Below are 17,080 nucleotides of genomic sequence, written 5' to 3'. Positions count from 1 at the left end.
GTTATTTCACTAAATCTTGTACAAATTTCGGCAGAACAAAGGCTGCCTTATGCAATTCTTTTGTATAGTATTTGCTGTCAATTTCGTGGAACCGCTCCGCGGGTACCTCTAATGGATCATACTTCTTTGAACCAATCGTAAACGCCCAAAGTCCACTAGGATAGGTTGGAATATTCGCTGTATATAGACGAGTTATGGGAAAAATTTCTTTGACATCCTTTTGAACACTGCGAATTAAATCTGCTTTGAACCATGGATTATCGGATTGAGCAACGAAAATCCCATCGTCCTTCAACGCTTTCGCAATTCCTGCATAAAAACCCTTTGTGAATAAGTTAACGGCAGGACCCACTGGTTCAGTAGAGTCGACCATGATGACATCATATTCGTTTTCGCTTTTAGCAATATGCATAAACCCATCGTCAACACGGACATCGACACGTGGATCATCTAGCTTACCTGCAATTTCGGGAAGGAATTTCTTAGAGTATTCAATAACCTTGCCATCAATGTCAACGAGCGTCGCCTTTTTCACACTTGGATGCTTTAATACCTCACGAATAACGCCTCCATCACCACCGCCCACTACTAAAACATGCTCAGGCTGAGGATGTGTAAATAATGGCACATGAGCAACCATTTCATGATATACAAATTCATCCTTTACAGACGTCATCACCATATTGTCGAGAAGAAGCATATTGCCCCACTCTTCTGTTTCAATCATATCAAGTTTTTGAAAATCAGTCTGTTCCGTATGTAAAGTTTGTTTCACTTTCATCGTTATTCCAAAGTTTTCCGTTTGTTTTTCCGTAAACCAAATACCCATCTGCTTCAGTCCTTTCTATATTGGCATGTGAGCCGTTGAGAGACTGCTACAAAATCAAACTTTTACAAGCTTTTACCACATTAAACGGTGCCAAAACCGCCCGAAAGCTTAGCATCAGACAACAGTGTCTCTTCACTATGTCCAACTTGGGATACAGCTGTTGGATCTGCAGTTGCTATTATTCCCCAACATTTTGCAAACATGAGAAAAGTATAGTTGAATCTAGCAAAAATGCAAGAAAAAAATTAGAAAATCTGCCGTCCGCTAAACCTTTGCTTAATAGAATTGTAAATTTTCGACTTTCATGTTTAAAACGATGCCATTTTTTTCATACTAGACATAACGAATAAATAGATGGCAAGGGGGGATGAAGCAATGGAACTTATGACAGATCAAAGGTTTAAGAGAACGCTAAAATATTTGCGAGCCCTACTCATTATCGGCTCAATCTTCCTAGCTTTTGCATTGATCGTTTATGTGAGCATCCTTATTTATGCGAAAATTCTAGGCCCTCCACCTTTGGCCGTTCCACAATCATCACTCTACTATTCTGATGATGGAACAATTATCGGAGAAAGCCATAGCGGACAAAAGCGATATTGGGTTGCGCTTGAGGATATTGCTCCAGAATTGGTCGATGCCACTTTAGCCATTGAAGACCGGAGTTTTTACCGACATCATGGCTTTGATTATAAACGAATCGCCGGAGCGGTAGTAGCGGATATTAAAGCGATGGCGAAAGTGCAAGGTGCAAGCACGATCAGTCAACAATATGCACGGAATCTGTTTTTAGAGCATGAGAAAACATGGAAAAGAAAGCTATTGGAAGCTTTTTATACGATTCGCATTGAGATGAATTATACGAAAAATGAAATATTGGAGGGCTACTTAAATACAATCTATTACGGTGAAGGTGCCTACGGCATTCAAGCAGCCAGTCAGTTTTATTTTGGAAAAGATGCTGCCGATCTTAGTTTGGCGGAGGCGGCGATGCTAGCAGGAATTCCTAAGGGACCAAGCCTTTACAGCCCTCTAGCCTCCATGGAGAAAGCAACGTCTCGTCAACAGCTTGTTTTAAAAATGATGGCCAACAACGAACTGATCTCAGAGGAAGAAGCTGCTGCTGCGTCACAAGCAAAGCTTGACATTATTGGCGAACATAGTCACTCCATCGGAAAAATTGCTCCCTACTTTCAGGACGCGGTTAAAAGTGCCTTGAAAAATGTTCTCCATTTAGATGAACGTACTATTGAATTGGGAGGCCTAAGAGTCTACACAACACTCAATACAAAGCAACAGGAGGATGCAGAAAAAAATATTGATAAGTTAATTGCGACAGATTCCGAGATTCAAGTCGGATTGGTGGCCATGAATCCTGCCAATGGCCATGTGAAGGCAATGGTTGGCGGTCGCGATTATGAGAACAGCCCTTTTAACCGGGCAACACAGGCGGTGAGACAACCCGGTTCGACGATGAAACCCTTTTTATACTATAAAGCGATTGAACAAGGGTTTACCCCGTCGACAACGATGCGCAGTGAAATTACAACTTTTAAATTTGATGACAATCGAGCAGATTACACTCCGCACAATTACAATAATTTGTATGCAAACAAGGAAATTACGATGGCTCAGGCACTCGCTCTCTCTGACAACGTTTTTGCCGTGAAAACCCATTTATTTTTAGGCGAAGATGCTTTAATAGAAACAGCGAAAAGATTAGGAATTTCAACAAAATTACAGGAGGTTCCATCATTGGCACTCGGCACTTCAGGAGTGCGGGTCGTCGAGATGGCCAATGCGTACAGCCACTTTGCCAACGGTGGAAAAAAGGTTACACCTGTGTTAATAACAAGAGTGGAAAACCATCGCGGCGATGTTATCTATGAGCATAATCCAGTGGATGAAGAAGTATTGCGCCCAGACGCAGCCTTTGTCACGACTCATATGATGACGGGAATGTTTGATCGTAAATTAAATGGTTATACAAGTGTAACAGGCAATACCGTCATTAATGATATGACGAGAATCTATGCCGGTAAATCAGGTTCGACCAATACCGATAACTGGATGATCGGCTTTACTCCACAGCTTGTCACCGCTGTATGGACAGGCTACGATCAAGGAAAACCGATTGAAATCGTCGCTGAAAAAAGCTATGCAAAAAACATTTGGCTTCATTTTATGGAAGATGCTCTTGCAGGTGAAGCAGTTAAACCGTTTAAAGCACCTAAAGGTACAGTCGGCATCTATATTAACCCGGAAAATGGAAAATTAGCGACAAAAGACTGCCCTGTAAAACGGCTCACCTATTATGTAGCCGGAACGGAACCAACCGAATATTGCATTGACCATATTCTCGAAGATGAAGAGCTCCCTAAAAAAGAAGTCCCTCATGATCATGAGGAAAAAGTACCATGGTATAAGAAAATTTTTATGTGGGGTTAAATGAGTGCTGGTCTTTGATTGAAGTGAATGGAGTAACTTTTGCTCCATATGGCTCAGCGTGACGTCCAATTCACAAAAAATAAATAATTGTTTCCATCGGATGACTGCCACATGCCACTCCATCCGCCCTACATTTCTTAAATAACTTATAGAAAAGCCTCGAACCTTTAATAAAGGCCGAGGCTTTTCTTGTCCTAGTTTTATAGCGTGTTTCGCTGACCATAGTGTACTTTTTTTATAGAAAAACAGCAAGTCCTCTTAGAAAAATTCAGAAAACTGTCACATTTTAGACACAATTTCAATAAAGCCTGTACTGTTACGCTTAAATCAAACTTTTTATCCAGTCCAAAGTGAAGCAAAGTCAAAAATAATAGCTATCATCATTGAAAGCATTTGACGCATTACCGCGCGAAGCTTTAGAGGAGCGGAATGACCATGGTAGATAAAGAAATAGTAGACAAGCAAGCACCAAAGAAAACGGCGGTTATCAACCGCCTGATACGATTAAATCATCCTTCAACTGTTGGGATGACCTCTCCCACATATCTTCATTATGTGACCTTAGAAAGTCAGCTAAAACCCGTTTCGATTTCTCATCCATATGCTCCACAATAATATGGCGCTTCAGCGATTTATCCATACGATTCACATGTTCGGGAAGGGATTTATACCCTCTGCGAATTTCCTGATCAACAGTCATTTCACAAGCAGTAACCCCTGCATAATAAGGTCCTTCTTCATTGCGATCGATGGTGACCCATACTAACCAGTAAGGCTTTCCGTTCGGAACTTCCTCTTTATTTTTTAAAAATTTAATTCGTTTTTCTACTGCACTTCGGGCATGCAATGCTCCAATATCGACGACCGCTTCTCCTGCCTCAACATCAATAATAACTGGTGAAATATTATCTAAACTTAAAGTTCCAACACCAAATCCTTTATGACCATCCATCGGATCGCTTTTAATAATATTGAAACCAACCTTTTTTTTCTTCTCAGTCATCGGAATTCCTCCCTTTCAAGCATTATGTTAATAAGTAATAGAAAAAGTCATTTAGTCCTCCGACAATTGCCGGGTAAAAAGTATTTAAAATGGGGTGAATCGTATATTGATCCAACGGAGTAATGACTAAAATTAAAAAAATAATGGAGCCGTATTGTTCGAACTGCGTCAGCTTCGGTCGAACGGTCGCAGGTACTAAATCCTCAATAATACGATAACCGTCGAGGGGTGGGAACGGCAATAAGTTAAAAACAAACAAGAGCAAATTTAACTTAATAAACATATCAAGAAACTCTGACACATAAATAGGCGCTTCTACAGCAAGTCCTGTTCCCACAAGGACATACCAAATAATAAAGCCGATACAGCCCATAACCAAATTACTCAACGGCCCTGCAATTGAAACCATAATACTCGCTAGGCGCGGCTTTTTGAAAAAGAAACGGTTCACAGGGACAGGTCTTGCCCAGCCAAAACCGGCAATAAAAATGAGGATCGTACCAATTGGGTCAAGATGATGAATGGGGTTTAACGTTAATCTCCCTTGATTTTTCGCTGTAGGATCACCAAAACGGTATGCTACATAGGCATGGGCAAATTCATGTACCGTAAATGCAACCATTAAGGTAATCACCACATACGGAATTTGATTTATGGGAAATGCTAAAAATTGTTCCAACCGTAAAACTCCTCCATATTCATTTTATGTATTCAATCTCTTTCCTACACAGTTTGCCAAAATATTTAATGTTTGAGATATATGACAGCCGCCACTTATCTAGTTGGTTATTGGTGACTAATAAATAAAAGAATTTATTCCATTTAAAGTATACATGATTCTTTTCAGAAAGGGAAAAGAGGAAGTTTCACAGCTGCCCCTTGCATATCCACTGAAAATATGGAACACTACTTGTGATTGAATTACATAAGAGGAGGAATGATCATGCCATACGTAACAGTGAAAATGCTTGAAGGTCGTACTGAGGAACAAAAAAAAGCGTTGGTGGAAAAAGTCACTGAGGCGGTAAAGGAAACAACAGGAGCTAAACAGGAAAACATCGTTGTCTTTATTGAAGAAATGTCCAAAAATCATTATGCCGTTGCCGGGAAACGTTTAAGCGATCAATAAGCATTATTAAACAATACAATAAAACACTGCACGAACATTAATGTCTGGTGCAGTGTTTTTTCCTAATTTAACGTAAAAGCAGCTATATGCTATTACTTATTTTAATTCCTCTATGCGTGAGGCTTGGCTTTTTGGTGGAGCTGTTCAATATATGCATATGCTTGATCGATTTCTTCCCCCGTATAATTTTGCTTCTTTTTAAGAGTATGAACTTTTTCCTCGACCTCTTTTCTATCGAGGCTGTCAAAATAAAGAATGGTCGATACAAGTTCAAGAAATCGTGCACTTTGCTCATTCATGTCGGTCATGCAATCCTCAAGGCATGGCATATCAATTTCATTTAAACTAAGAAACTCTTTACCTGTTTCCGTTAATGTATAACGATATTGATAATATCCACCTTTATTCTCTTTCACTTCATCGACAAAACCCATATTACAAAGCTCTTCCATGCGTAAGGTCAGTTCTTCTGAATATGGCCCGTAAAAATGAAATTGAAATCGTTCCTGAAATGGGAATGTTATTTTCTTCGCAATATATATCATCTTTTGCAGCTTCTTCCGACCAGTTATTTCACCTGAAGCGGCAAGTGCTTGCATCAGCTTAGCGTGATCTTTTAACAAGACAAGGTCAACTCCTTATAATTCTAAAAGCGTTTGAATTTGCTCTTTTATATTTTTCTTTGTCGTATCATCGATTAATAAATCCTCTGGATAATAGAGCTTATGATCGGTTCTTCTTTTTCCAGAAATAGCATCGACAATCTCGGACTCACGGGAAAGTTCTCGAATGTCCCCATTGCCCATAAGTAGTTGAATAGGAAGCCTCTCCTCCTCTTCTCCTGGTCGATAGAAGTCATAAGGAAGGTCCGATGAGGAATCGACAACTAAATAATATTCTGGGTCCAACCCAGCCTTTATAAAAAGCGTCGAGAGTTCTGCCAGCTTCTTATATTCCTTCGCAGGATCAAATTCCACATACTTAAATAGATTTCGATTCACAAATCGCTTACACAAATCACTTAATATGTCATCCTCTTCATCCTGCCACATTTGAAAATAGTAGAGGATAATCGATTCATCTAGCTTTAAATAGTCTTCTAAGGTGAGAGTGTCCTCAAAAATGGAGGTAAAATGGGTTGGCTCTTGCTGAAAAACGTATTGATCGTGATACAGTTCTTTTGCTCTGTGCAAGATTTTCGTCAAAATCACTTCCGCACTTCGAGTTACAGGATGGAAATATACTTGCCAGTACATTTGGTACCGGCTCATAATGTAGTCTTCTACAGCGTGCATCCCTGTTTTCTTAATAACGACCTGATCCTCATGGGGGCGCATCACACGCAAAATTCTTTCCATATCAAAATGACCGTAGCTCACACCGGTAAAATAGGCATCTCTTTGTAAATAATCCATTCGGTCTGCATCGATTTGACTTGAAATTAAACTGATCACAATTTTATTCTCAGACGTCTTTCCAATTACCTCTGCCACACGTTTCGGAAAATTAGGCTCCACCCTTGAAAGCACAGCATTTACTTCCGTGTTCCCTAAAATAATGGCCTGGGTGAAATATTCATGATCAAGGGCAAATACTTTTTCAAAGGAATGGGAGAACGGACCATGGCCAAGATCATGAAGTAACCCTGCACAAAGAGATAGCAAGCGATCCTCTTTGTTCCATTTTGGCCTATCGACAAATACGTCATCGACAATTCTGCGGATAATTTCATACACTCCTAAAGAATGATTAAAACGGCTATGCTCTGCACCGTGGAAGGTTAAAAAGCTTGTCCCTAATTGTTTAATTCTTCTAAGCCTTTGAAATTCCTTTGTGCCGATCAAATCCCAAATTACTTGATCCCGAACGTGAACATAGCGATGTACAGGATCTTTAAATACCTTCTCTTCCTTCAGCTTTTGCTCAGCGTAATCCATTTTCTACCTCCTTTCCATAAAGCATTCCGGCATCGTTACGAAACGAACTTATCTAGTTATACATTATATCCTTGTTCCATTTACAAATCATTACATAATGAAAAAATTAGAGAAAATTCGACAAAAGTCCTAGAATCAACAAAAGAAAAAATCACCTTTAATGAAAATTCAAGAAAGGTGATTGACATTTGGAAATATGACATTATTTTTTTAATTTTTTATTCACTTTTTCCATTAATTCCTCTTCTGTTAACGCAGCCAACGGACGATTATTAACAAAAGCAAAAGTCTTCTTTCGCCCAGGGCCACAATAAGATTGACAGCCAATATCAATTGTCGCATCGGGATCGATGGCTTTTAGTTTCGGAATCAATGTTTTTAAGTTCACGGCCTGACAATCATCGCAAACTCGAAATTCGTTTGCCATAGTATTACAACCCTTTCTATCAATCGATCATCTATACGGATATAATTATACTTTTTTGCCAATCATAAGGCTTAAATAATGAATTTACACATTCGCCATTTTACCTCTTCTCTTAGCTGATTGCAAGTTCACGCACCCTTATTTTAAAGGATCGTGGTCTCTATCGATTTGGAAAAATTTTAAAAAATCTACTATCCTTTTAATCACTTTTGTATAAACCTTTGCAAAACTGGTCATCCTGTGACTAAGCACGATAAAAAATTAGAATTAAACACATAAGGGGTTGAAAAAAATGAAGGTTCGTCAAGACGCATGGACAGACGAAAATGATTTATTGTTAGCAGAAACTGTACTAAGACATGTACGCGAAGGAAGCACACAGTTAAATGCATTTGAAGAGGTTGGTGATAAGCTTAATCGAACTTCGGCAGCATGTGGATTCCGGTGGAATGCAGTTGTTAGACATCGCTACGAAAAAGCGCTGCAGTTAGCAAAAAAGCAACGTAAACAAAGGCAAAGAATGCTAGGAAAGGAACAAGGTGGAAAGAAGAAATTACTATATTCACCACCAGCTCCTTCAATGGACGAAATGACTTTTTTATCTCAAAATGCAGAGACAGACGTACAGCCTAGCAGCGAAATGAGTGTAGCAGCGCCTGTTGCAACACAAACTAATACAGAACAACTAAATTTAGAAATGGTGATCTCCTACTTACAGAATCTAGATAGTTCTAATTTTCAGGTTGATATATTAAAAAGTGAGAATGAAAGATTGAAACGTGAAAATGCTGAAATGCGTAAAACAAAACAAGAACTGCAAGCAAAAATTGAGAAGTTGGAACAAAATACTGTCACTATCCAAGAAGATTACGAGACCCTCATGAAAATCATGAATCGGGCAAGAAAGCTTGTTTTATTCGAAGAGGAAGAACGTCCAGCTTCCACATTTAAGATGGATCGCAATGGAAATCTAGAAAAAGTAGCTGAGTAATGAAGTAATGGGACGAAGAATACGTCTGAACTTAGCCATAGGCCTCGTTTAAACAAAATGGGTGATAAATCTTTTATTGGTTCATGTTGTATGAAACCTTGATTTCGCACATAAGCCAAGGAGCATCACCGACATATGACAAAGCTTATCGATAAAAAGATTTTCTTTCAAGGAGAAGGGTTGGTAACAATATCTTTCTTAAGAAAGCCGTAGCAAAACGAAATGCTACGGCTTTTTTACTGTCCGAAAAGGATCTTTTGATTGCGTTCGACTACCCTTTCATAATAACTCTGATATAGCGGCAGTTCTTCTTTAGTTAAGGTTCCTGCATATAAATGTTCACTTTTCTTTCGCAGAACTTGCAATAAGCGCAACATGACATCTTCTACCTTTAAATTCTGGTGCGTTAATTCTGCTAATGAGGCCATAACAACCGGATTAATTTCTGGATATTCAAACTTTGTTTCAGAATGCCTTTTTCCTAATCGATAAAACGCTTGAATGAGGTGAGCCCGTTCACCTCCGCTCCCATTGACACAGAGATAAATTTGCACAGCAACTCCTCTGCGCAAACGTCTTTGCGATATGCCAGCGAACTTTTTTCCGGCAATGCTTAAGTCATAGCTACCGGGGCAATATGAGCCGACAATTTCCCGTGCCTCAATTTCTACATTTAGATCGGCAAACATCGCTGCAACTAATGTGAGCATTGCATCATAGCCGCGATTTATATCTATGCCCTTCTCTGTTTCTGGGAAAATAAGCGACACATTTAAGACACCCTCGTCGAGGACAACTGCCAAACCACCTGAATTTCTCACAATGTAGCGGTAACCACGTTCCTCCAAGTGCTTCAATCCATCCGTTAAATACGGCAGCTTCGTATCCTGTATCCCCAAAACGACCGTATTATGATGAACCCAGGACCTCGCTGTTGCTGGTGACAGGCCTGATCCAACCGAAGCACATAAACAATCATCCATGCCAAAAGATTGAAGAGCATTTACATGCAAGCCAACAACCGATTGGTCTATCACTCGCCACACTTTTTGACTTAATAAGTCTTCCTGCATCCCTTTGTTTTCTCCTTCTACTCGCTTTTATTGATCCATTTATTATATTATGTTTTCTTTTTGATGAAAAAACAACACATATAAGGGAGGCAAGTTAAAAGCTTGGCTCCCTTCGGCAGAAATAACTGGCAAAAGGGTATCCCATTAAGCATCTGCCCCTGTGGAATACCCTTTTGCTCTTCTTGCCACCTCCCTTAAAGAAAAGGCAGCAAAGAAATTATTGTTCTAAAGCTTGCGCCGCAGTAATAAGAGAAAGCTTGTATACATCTTCTTCATTACAACCTCTTGATAAATCATTAACCGGACGATTTAATCCTTGAAGAATTGGTCCTACCGCTTCAAAATTTCCAAGGCGTTGCGCAATTTTATAACCAATGTTTCCAGCTTCTAAGCTTGGGAAAATAAATACATTTGCGTCACCTTTAAGAGGGGAATTTGGCGCCTTTTTCTCCGCAACTGACGGAACAAAAGCAGCATCAAATTGGAACTCACCATCCAAAACAAGTTCAGGGTTTAGTTGTTGAGCTATTTTAACCGCTTCTGATACCTTTTCAGTTTCCGGTGATTTTGCTGAACCTTTTGTTGAGAAACTTAGCATTGCTACGCGCGGATCAATATTAAACATTTTCGCTGTAGCTGCGCTCTCAAGAGCTATTTCCGCTAAATCTTGACTGTCTGGGGAAATATTAATCGCACAATCAGCAAAGACATATTTTTCATCGCCACGAACCATGATGAATACACCAGATGTCTTTTTCACTCCTGCTTTTGTTTTAATAATTTGTAGTGCCGGGCGAACGGTGTCCGCTGTTGAATGAGCTGCACCACTCACTAGACCGTCTGCTTTATTCGTATGTACAAGCATCGTTCCGAAGTAATTTTCATCTAAAAGGATTTTTCTGGCATCCTCTTCGGTTGCCTTCCCTTTTCTTCTTTCAACAAAAGAAGCAACTAACTCCTCCATATGCTCATAAGCTTTCGGATCGTAAATTTCCATTCCGTTTAGGGAAGCTTTCAAGCTTTTTGCCTTCTCTTCAATTTCTTCAACGTTCCCAATAAGAATAGGTGTTAATACTTTTTCGTCTGCTAATCTAGCTGCTGCTGCAATAATTCTTTCATCCAAGCCTTCTGGAAAAACGATCTTCACTTGCTTGCTGCTTACCTTTTCTTTTAACGCTGAAAATAGATCACTCATATGTCATCCTCCTTATATTTAGGCTCTGTTATATGTCGGTGTTGATTTTTTGCCCATTTCTCTCTTACCTTTCAGTTATACTGAAAGGCATGTGAAACTTTGGTTTCACATGCAATGAGCCCAAAATCATTTTAACAACAATTCTATTTAACAAAGCTTATATTTAAAAAATAATTTCAACTATTCATCTGCTTAAACCTATCTATATTTTTTCACGGGGCAAAAAGAGCCGCCTTCATTAGCATACCCTTCTCATATAAATTTTCAAGAAGTCAAGCAAATGAGAACGTTTACTTCATAAAAGTTTATATATTCTTAAAAGTTGAATATTTAAATGTTGAGTTTCTTTTTTACTATTCACAAAAAATCATGGATTTAACCAACTAAAATTCCCTTATTTCCCCTGAAATGGAAATGGTTTTCACATTCAAGGTTTATTCATATTTTTAATGGTGAAACTATGTTATAGTAATTTTAATTAGTGAATCGATTTCTATTGAAATCGCCACATTTTAGTATATATTTTAGGAGTGATTAGTATGAGTGAAGCGGTTAAAACGCTCGATGGTTGGTATTGCCTACATGATTTCCGTGCAATGGACTGGACGACTTGGAAAATGATATCGCCAGAAGAAAGACAAGCAGCCATTCACGAGTTTTTAGGTCTAATCGAAAAATGGAACCGTACACAAGACGATAAAAAAGGGAGTCATGCACTATATACGGTTGTTGGTCAAAAAGCAGATTTTATGATGATGATTTTACGCCCAACAATGGAAGAATTAAATGAAATTGAAACAGAGTTCAACAAAACAAAATTGGCTGAGTTTACAGTACCTACTCATTCGTATGTTTCAGTGGTAGAGTTAGGCAATTATTTACCATCTGATCAAGATCCATACCAAAACCCTGAAATTCTGGCTCGGCTTTATCCAACGCTTCCAAAAGCAAAATATATTTGCTTCTATCCAATGGATAAGCGCCGCCAAGGGGAAGACAACTGGTACATGCTTCCAATGGAAGAAAGACGCAGCTTAATGCGCAGCCACGGGATGATCGGACGAAGCTATGCTGGACAAGTAAAGCAAATCATTACTGGTTCGGTTGGTTTTGATGACTACGAATGGGGAGTAACACTGTTCTCTGATGATGTTCTCCAATTCAAAAAGCTTGTTTACGAAATGCGTTTCGATGAAGTGAGTGCACGTTACGGAGAATTCGGTTCATTCTTTGTTGGAAACATCCTTGAAGTTGACCGAATTGAGTCATTTTTACACGTTAATTAATTATTTTTGAATAGAGGGCGTCTTAAATGCGAAAGCTTTTGAGACGCCCTTTAAAACGAAGCCCTAAAATAAGACTTTCCTCGTTATTACAACTATCTTCATGAAAACCACCAAAAAATATGACGCTTTCGCATCATTACGTATTGTGAGTATTTGCGGTATAATGCTGCTTCAGTAAAGACGACACAATGACCTTCAGTAGGCTCCAGTTGCTCTTTAGTACATACTAAAGATCCTTTTTTGCCTTAAATCTTCTAATTTCATCGTAACATTCCCAGCTTGTCTGTTGTCATAAAAGAAAAAATAGAATCATAACTATTCATTAGGATCTAATTTATCATAGCTTTCATATGTAAAAAACGAACATATTCTTCACATGGAAAAATATATATAGTGATAGCTCAACTTTTTTCTTAATAGCAATGCTTCATTAATGAAGATCCGTCCAAAATCGTTTCGTTTTTTGTCTAGTGTAAGAAAATATTAAAATTACATTCATATTTAGGAGGGAAGTCAATTGACGTACAATCCCAATTCTTATTCAAAAACACCCTATTATGGATACCAGCAGCCCAACTACGGATATGCCGCTCCGACAGGTCAAGCACCGACAACGCCTCCTGTGCAGACAGGAACCATGTTTCCAACTGCCGGAGGACAACAGCCGACACAGCAGATTCCAGGAATGCTGCCGCTGGAACAGTCTTATATTGAAAACATTTTACGTTTAAACAGAGGGAAATTAGTCACGGTGTATGCAATGTTCGACACAGTATCTGCTGAAGGTCCATCAACACGAACCTTTAGAGGAATTATTGAAGCAGCTGGAAGAGACCATCTGATTATTAGTGATCCGGAGTCTGGAACGCGCTATCTGATTCCAATGGTTTACTTCGGCTATGCCACATTTGATGAGGAATTAGAGTACGACTATCCATACGGAGTACCAGGGGCAACCGCCTACCCTCCGAGATAAAAAAGCGTATGCACCATCTTAAAACTTTATGAAAAGGCTTTGTTAAACAGAGTGGTTGATAAAACGCTCATTTCGTGTGAAACCTTAGTTGCGCTCGCCTTAAAAATTAACATTGAAAGTCTATGTAAAAACGGGAACTCCCTTGAGGTTCCCGTTTTTACATTATTTTTACAGCTGCAATCACAAGCAATAGCCACGCTGCCAAAAAGGCTATACCACCCAATGGAGTAATTGCCCCGAGCACGGATATTTGCGTTACAGCAAGGATGTATAGGCTCCCCGCAAAAAGAATGATTCCGATAAACATGAGCCAACCAGACCACGTTAAGAGCGCACTTGCAGGATATTTGCCAAGCAGTAGTGCAATAATAAATAAGCCTGTTGCGTGAAACATCTGATATTTAACCGCTTTTTCCCAAATATTTATATATTTTGGTTCAAGCTTCCCCTCTAATCCATGCGCTCCAAAAGCACCTAATGCGACTGCTAAAAAGGCATTTATCGCACCTAAAATAATTAATATTTTCATGTTCATTCTCCTTTGACGCAAAAATTGCAAATTTTGATGAATAGAATGGCGTTGTTCCTTAACCATTATCAGCACTCTCCATTACAATGCAGCTCTTGCAAATTAAGCGGCACAGAGCAATGCTAAGCGTTTAAAAATCAAACAGGGAATCACCGTTTGCTTCATCGTCTACTTTCATTTTTGCTGGCTGTTGGTATTGAACTGCCCGCTGAGGTTCTATTATAGGTGCTGGGGATTGTCGACTTGTCTTCTGCTCCAATACCAACTCACACAATGTTTTAATCGCATAGATCTTTTCTCTTGTTCGCACTTCCGAGTCGCTTTGTTTCGCCTGCTTTAATTCTTCCTCTATTTTACCAAGCAATGATTGCATCGAAATATTCATCTTACCACCTCACAGTTATCTACTTTACCATATCATATCTTACAGAACTGGATTTTTAAAAAAAAGACCTAGATTCCATGAGGGAAACGCTTATTTCTTCTCGTATCTCAAACAATTATGTCCTGAAGCTCGCAAAACCTCTTGAGAAGGAAGCCTGCTTGTTTTAAATTGGAACGCCCGACAACCCTTCGGAAATTTCTTATCCCACGTAACGTAAAAATGTTTGCAGGCAAAACAATTGATTCGTTCTTCCTTCAATATCGTCAACCCTTTTCATTTTAACTCATTTTCTACTGTTATTTCAGAAACAAAGCTCAGTTCCCAATCAATTTCTTCGCTTTTGCTTTTTTTCAATAATTGATTTATTTGCGAGAACGGCCTACTTCCAAAAAAGCCTCTATGAGCCGATAAAGGACTTGGATGGGAAGAAGCAATAACAAAATGCTTCTGCTCATCAATCAGACTCCGTTTTTTTTGAGCCGGCTTCCCCCAAAGCACAAAAATAATCGGAGTTTCCCTATCATTTAGGCATGTAATAATCCTATCCGTAAACGTTTCCCAGCCTCTTCCTTGATGGGAGTTGGCCTCCCCTGCTCGAACTGTTAGAACCGTGTTTAAAAGGAGAACGCCTTGCTCCGCCCATTTTTTTAAATAGCCATGATCTGGAATGTTACAGCCCAGATCTGCCTCAAGCTCCTTGTAAATATTTTTAAGTGATGGCGGAATCGGAACTCCGGGTAAAACAGAAAAGCTCAATCCATGTGCTTGATTTGGACCGTGATAAGGATCCTGACCTAAGATCACAACCTTCACATCATCAAATGAGGTTAAGTTAAGTGCCTGAAATATATTTTCTTGCGTTGGATAGACGTTCGTACGATCATATTCCATTCGCACAAAATCGATCAGCTCTTGAAAGTATCGCTTTTCCATCTCCGATTTCAATTTCTCGCGCCAATCGCGATGCAAGAGACTATTCATGTTCATAGTGTACGGTCACCTCATAGCCCATTTGTTCAAAAAACTTCTGCAATGTTTTTTCGGCATTTGCCTCAGCCATTTGCAACAGCCCCTGTGCCATCGCCTCTTCCTTCACGAGTTCCTTCGCTTCTGCAGCCAGTTCAAAAGCTTCCTCCCAATTGACCTCCGCACGAAAAATTCCTTCGACCGAAAAAGCTTGTACATGATTAAAATCTAATGCTGGCTCTTGAATAATGGTCGCAGAAGGCAATGTGATTTCTAGCGTCTTTTCTTCTTCGTCTATTCTTAAATTCTCGGCAGCCACATTTTCTAAGTCTACTCCTGCAGTCACCGTTCCAGGTACAACTAATAATAACTTTCTTTTTGTCCCAGGAATATTCGTTGAAATTTCCTTCCCAAATAGCTGGTTATCCTCTTTTTCAATCACGGCCTTTACAAATGCTTGGGAAGAGGCAAGTGAAGAGAGCTCCTTCATCTGTTCTATGAAACTACCTTTTTCCACCTTTGCTTCTGCTCCAGAAAAGAGCTTAAAAGTTCCAATCCCAATTACAGTTCCAACCAATAATAGCGCAACTAAAATAACGATTATTTTAAAATACCACTTCCGAAGACCTACTTTTAAAAAGCCTTTAAAAGTTGGCGTTCTTTTATTTATATTTAAAGCAGCTGCAGTTGCCGTCTGCTCCTTACCTTGCTGAAGTTCATTCATGATTGCATCAAGCTGTGCCAATATTTTCTCATCATCTCTCTTTTCCATTATCCTCGCCCTCCTAATCCTATGTCCTTCTACCTATTATAAAGGAAAAAGAAAGAATCGATAAGGTTAATAGATTTTCCATACAAACAAGAGTTGTTCGAAAATCAAGAGTAATACAAGGATACAACTCATAATTATTATTGAGCATACTTATTAATAAGCTTTCAGAAAAAAATGTGAATAAAGTCAGATTACTAGTGGAGAAAGTCTATCTCCCATTTAGAAGTATAGATGAAGATACTGACCAAAGTTTACTAGGGTATGAGGAGTCAGGTTTGAACAGGAAAAATTATTATACATTTCGAGGGATAGCAGCAATTAACATACCAAGAACTATATAACAAATATAATAGGTGATGCATTCAAATGTAAATCACACTAAGGTTGGCACATCTAAAAATAAACTAAGAACATTTAAATATTATTTAACTCAAAGAAGTATATTATTTTCAAACATCATAGTTTGTGCTCTAAGCACCAATTAAAAACTAATAGAGAAGCATCATTCTGATTTTTCTATTTAAGATTGTAATTTTAGGAATTTTTAAATAATCAAGAACACAAAGTAATATTCACGTTGATAGAAATTAACTGAATGATTTCATAATGTACAATCGCTGATTATAAAATGAACATATGAATAACAAGAAGCAATGCCTATTTAAAAAATAGATGCAATTTACTGCTTTTTTCTTGAAATCCATACCCTCTTTAAAATGAATTTATGAACTCACTTTCAAATTAATCCTTTCCTGATATTCCCCTGTACTAGTTTTCCATGTAATTTCTATATAAGAATGATTTAACAGACTAATAGCTTCGTTCTTAGTTGGTGGATGATTAGTTACAGTAGTTTCAAATAACTCAGCGATTTGATTTTCCTGAGGGTAAAATTCTCCCTTCCGACTAACATTGTTATCAGTAATAACTGTATATTTGACATTAGTGAGTTTCTCATCGCCTTTAAACTCAATTCCTCCTCTTTCATAGAGATATGAATCTGTCACTTCATATATTATATGTACCTTCCAATGTTCACCTTCACCTTTAGCCTCAATATTTTTTTGTTGAAAGCAACTTGTTAATAAGAAAATTAAAGTAAAGAATAACAATTTGAGTCTTTGCATAAAATCA

General features: G+C 38.6%; 18 protein-coding genes. 5 read left to right on the top strand and 13 right to left on the bottom strand.

The window, feature by feature from the left end; genetic code table 11:
• Position 1 precedes the first annotated feature (1 nt).
• Positions 2-829 carry a spermidine synthase gene (speE, locus tag NST02_RS03235; RefSeq protein ID WP_095312178.1) on the bottom strand — a complete coding sequence of 276 codons (828 nt, stop codon included), beginning with the start codon at positions 827-829 and terminating at the stop codon, positions 2-4.
• A gap of 375 nt (positions 830-1,204) precedes the next feature.
• Here speE and NST02_RS03230 point away from each other — a divergent pair, with 375 nt between their 5' ends.
• A complete protein-coding gene (locus NST02_RS03230) occupies positions 1,205-3,277 on the top strand; it encodes a transglycosylase domain-containing protein (RefSeq protein ID WP_340947983.1) in 2,073 nt (690 codons plus the stop codon).
• A 487-nt stretch (positions 3,278-3,764) separates the two neighbouring features.
• Here NST02_RS03230 and NST02_RS03225 read toward each other — a convergent pair whose 3' ends face one another.
• Together NST02_RS03225 and NST02_RS03220 are read right to left on the bottom strand one after the other, a co-directional pair.
• Positions 3,765-4,280: a YwhD family protein gene (locus NST02_RS03225; RefSeq protein ID WP_340947981.1), complete on the bottom strand. Its 516-nt coding sequence runs from the start codon at positions 4,278-4,280 to the stop codon at positions 3,765-3,767.
• A 22-nt stretch (positions 4,281-4,302) separates the two neighbouring features.
• On the bottom strand, positions 4,303-4,959 hold the full coding sequence (locus NST02_RS03220) for a site-2 protease family protein (protein ID WP_137743451.1): 657 nt from the start codon (positions 4,957-4,959) through the stop codon (positions 4,303-4,305).
• 264 nt (positions 4,960-5,223) lie between these two features.
• Here NST02_RS03220 and NST02_RS03215 point away from each other — a divergent pair, with 264 nt between their 5' ends.
• A complete protein-coding gene (locus tag NST02_RS03215; protein ID WP_095312190.1) occupies positions 5,224-5,409 on the top strand; it encodes a 2-hydroxymuconate tautomerase in 186 nt (61 codons plus the stop codon).
• 110 nt (positions 5,410-5,519) lie between these two features.
• Here the strand turns inward: NST02_RS03215 and NST02_RS03210 are convergent, their stop codons facing one another.
• The 3 genes from NST02_RS03210 to NST02_RS03200 all read right to left on the bottom strand — a co-directional run bounded on the left by NST02_RS03210 (position 5,520) and on the right by NST02_RS03200 (position 7,773).
• Positions 5,520-6,032 carry a YwgA family protein gene (locus tag NST02_RS03210; RefSeq protein WP_137743449.1) on the bottom strand — a complete coding sequence of 171 codons (513 nt, stop codon included), beginning with the start codon at positions 6,030-6,032 and terminating at the stop codon, positions 5,520-5,522.
• Between the two features lie 15 nt (positions 6,033-6,047).
• Positions 6,048-7,346 carry an HD domain-containing protein gene (locus NST02_RS03205; RefSeq protein ID WP_340947979.1) on the bottom strand — a complete coding sequence of 433 codons (1,299 nt, stop codon included), beginning with the start codon at positions 7,344-7,346 and terminating at the stop codon, positions 6,048-6,050.
• A 202-nt stretch (positions 7,347-7,548) separates the two neighbouring features.
• A complete protein-coding gene (locus tag NST02_RS03200) occupies positions 7,549-7,773 on the bottom strand; it encodes a DUF1450 domain-containing protein (RefSeq protein WP_095312200.1) in 225 nt (74 codons plus the stop codon).
• 292 nt (positions 7,774-8,065) lie between these two features.
• On the opposite strand from NST02_RS03200, the gene NST02_RS03195 reads away from it, so the two are divergent.
• Complete coding sequence (locus NST02_RS03195) at positions 8,066-8,764, top strand: RsfA family transcriptional regulator (RefSeq protein WP_340947974.1); 699 nt, start codon at positions 8,066-8,068, stop codon at positions 8,762-8,764.
• Between the two features lie 236 nt (positions 8,765-9,000).
• On the opposite strand, the gene NST02_RS03190 is transcribed toward NST02_RS03195, so the two are convergent.
• Positions 9,001-9,837: a lipoate--protein ligase family protein gene (locus NST02_RS03190; protein WP_095312205.1), complete on the bottom strand. Its 837-nt coding sequence runs from the start codon at positions 9,835-9,837 to the stop codon at positions 9,001-9,003.
• A gap of 217 nt (positions 9,838-10,054) precedes the next feature.
• Positions 10,055-11,032 carry a phosphate acetyltransferase gene (gene pta / locus NST02_RS03185; protein WP_340947972.1) on the bottom strand — a complete coding sequence of 326 codons (978 nt, stop codon included), beginning with the start codon at positions 11,030-11,032 and terminating at the stop codon, positions 10,055-10,057.
• 539 nt (positions 11,033-11,571) lie between these two features.
• On the opposite strand from pta, the gene hemQ reads away from it, so the two are divergent.
• Together hemQ and gerQ are read left to right on the top strand one after the other, a co-directional pair.
• Positions 11,572-12,318, top strand: coding sequence for a hydrogen peroxide-dependent heme synthase (gene hemQ / locus NST02_RS03180; RefSeq protein WP_212934042.1), 747 nt, complete (start codon positions 11,572-11,574; stop codon positions 12,316-12,318).
• Positions 12,319-12,835: 517 nt separating this feature from the next.
• The gene (gene gerQ / locus NST02_RS03175) at positions 12,836-13,294 is read left to right on the top strand and encodes a spore coat protein GerQ (RefSeq protein ID WP_095312215.1); all 459 of its coding nucleotides are present in this window, start codon (positions 12,836-12,838) and stop codon (positions 13,292-13,294) included.
• A 157-nt stretch (positions 13,295-13,451) separates the two neighbouring features.
• On the opposite strand, the gene NST02_RS03170 is transcribed toward gerQ, so the two are convergent.
• The 5 genes from NST02_RS03170 to NST02_RS03150 all read right to left on the bottom strand — a co-directional run bounded on the left by NST02_RS03170 (position 13,452) and on the right by NST02_RS03150 (position 17,073).
• Entirely contained in the window at positions 13,452-13,823 is a 372-nt protein-coding gene (locus NST02_RS03170; protein WP_095312261.1) for a DUF423 domain-containing protein, read from the bottom strand.
• A gap of 130 nt (positions 13,824-13,953) precedes the next feature.
• Positions 13,954-14,208 carry a YwdI family protein gene (locus NST02_RS03165; RefSeq protein ID WP_095312218.1) on the bottom strand — a complete coding sequence of 85 codons (255 nt, stop codon included), beginning with the start codon at positions 14,206-14,208 and terminating at the stop codon, positions 13,954-13,956.
• A gap of 273 nt (positions 14,209-14,481) precedes the next feature.
• Positions 14,482-15,189, bottom strand: a complete 708-nt coding sequence (locus tag NST02_RS03160; protein WP_170943626.1) for a uracil-DNA glycosylase — start codon at positions 15,187-15,189, stop codon at positions 14,482-14,484.
• The gene (locus NST02_RS03155) at positions 15,182-15,946 is read right to left on the bottom strand and encodes a DUF4230 domain-containing protein (protein ID WP_095312226.1); all 765 of its coding nucleotides are present in this window, start codon (positions 15,944-15,946) and stop codon (positions 15,182-15,184) included. The genes NST02_RS03160 and NST02_RS03155 overlap by 8 nt, the downstream gene beginning before the upstream one ends.
• A 722-nt stretch (positions 15,947-16,668) precedes the next feature.
• Positions 16,669-17,073 (bottom strand): hypothetical protein, encoded by a 405-nt coding sequence (locus NST02_RS03150; RefSeq protein ID WP_212934043.1) that lies wholly within the window; start codon positions 17,071-17,073, stop codon positions 16,669-16,671.
• Positions 17,074-17,080: the final 7 nt, after the last annotated feature.

The organism is Robertmurraya sp. FSL W8-0741, from assembly GCF_038004005.1.
Lineage (GTDB): Bacteria > Bacillota > Bacilli > Bacillales > Cytobacillaceae > Robertmurraya > Robertmurraya siralis.
This window is presented reverse-complemented; position numbering and strand designations above follow the sequence as displayed.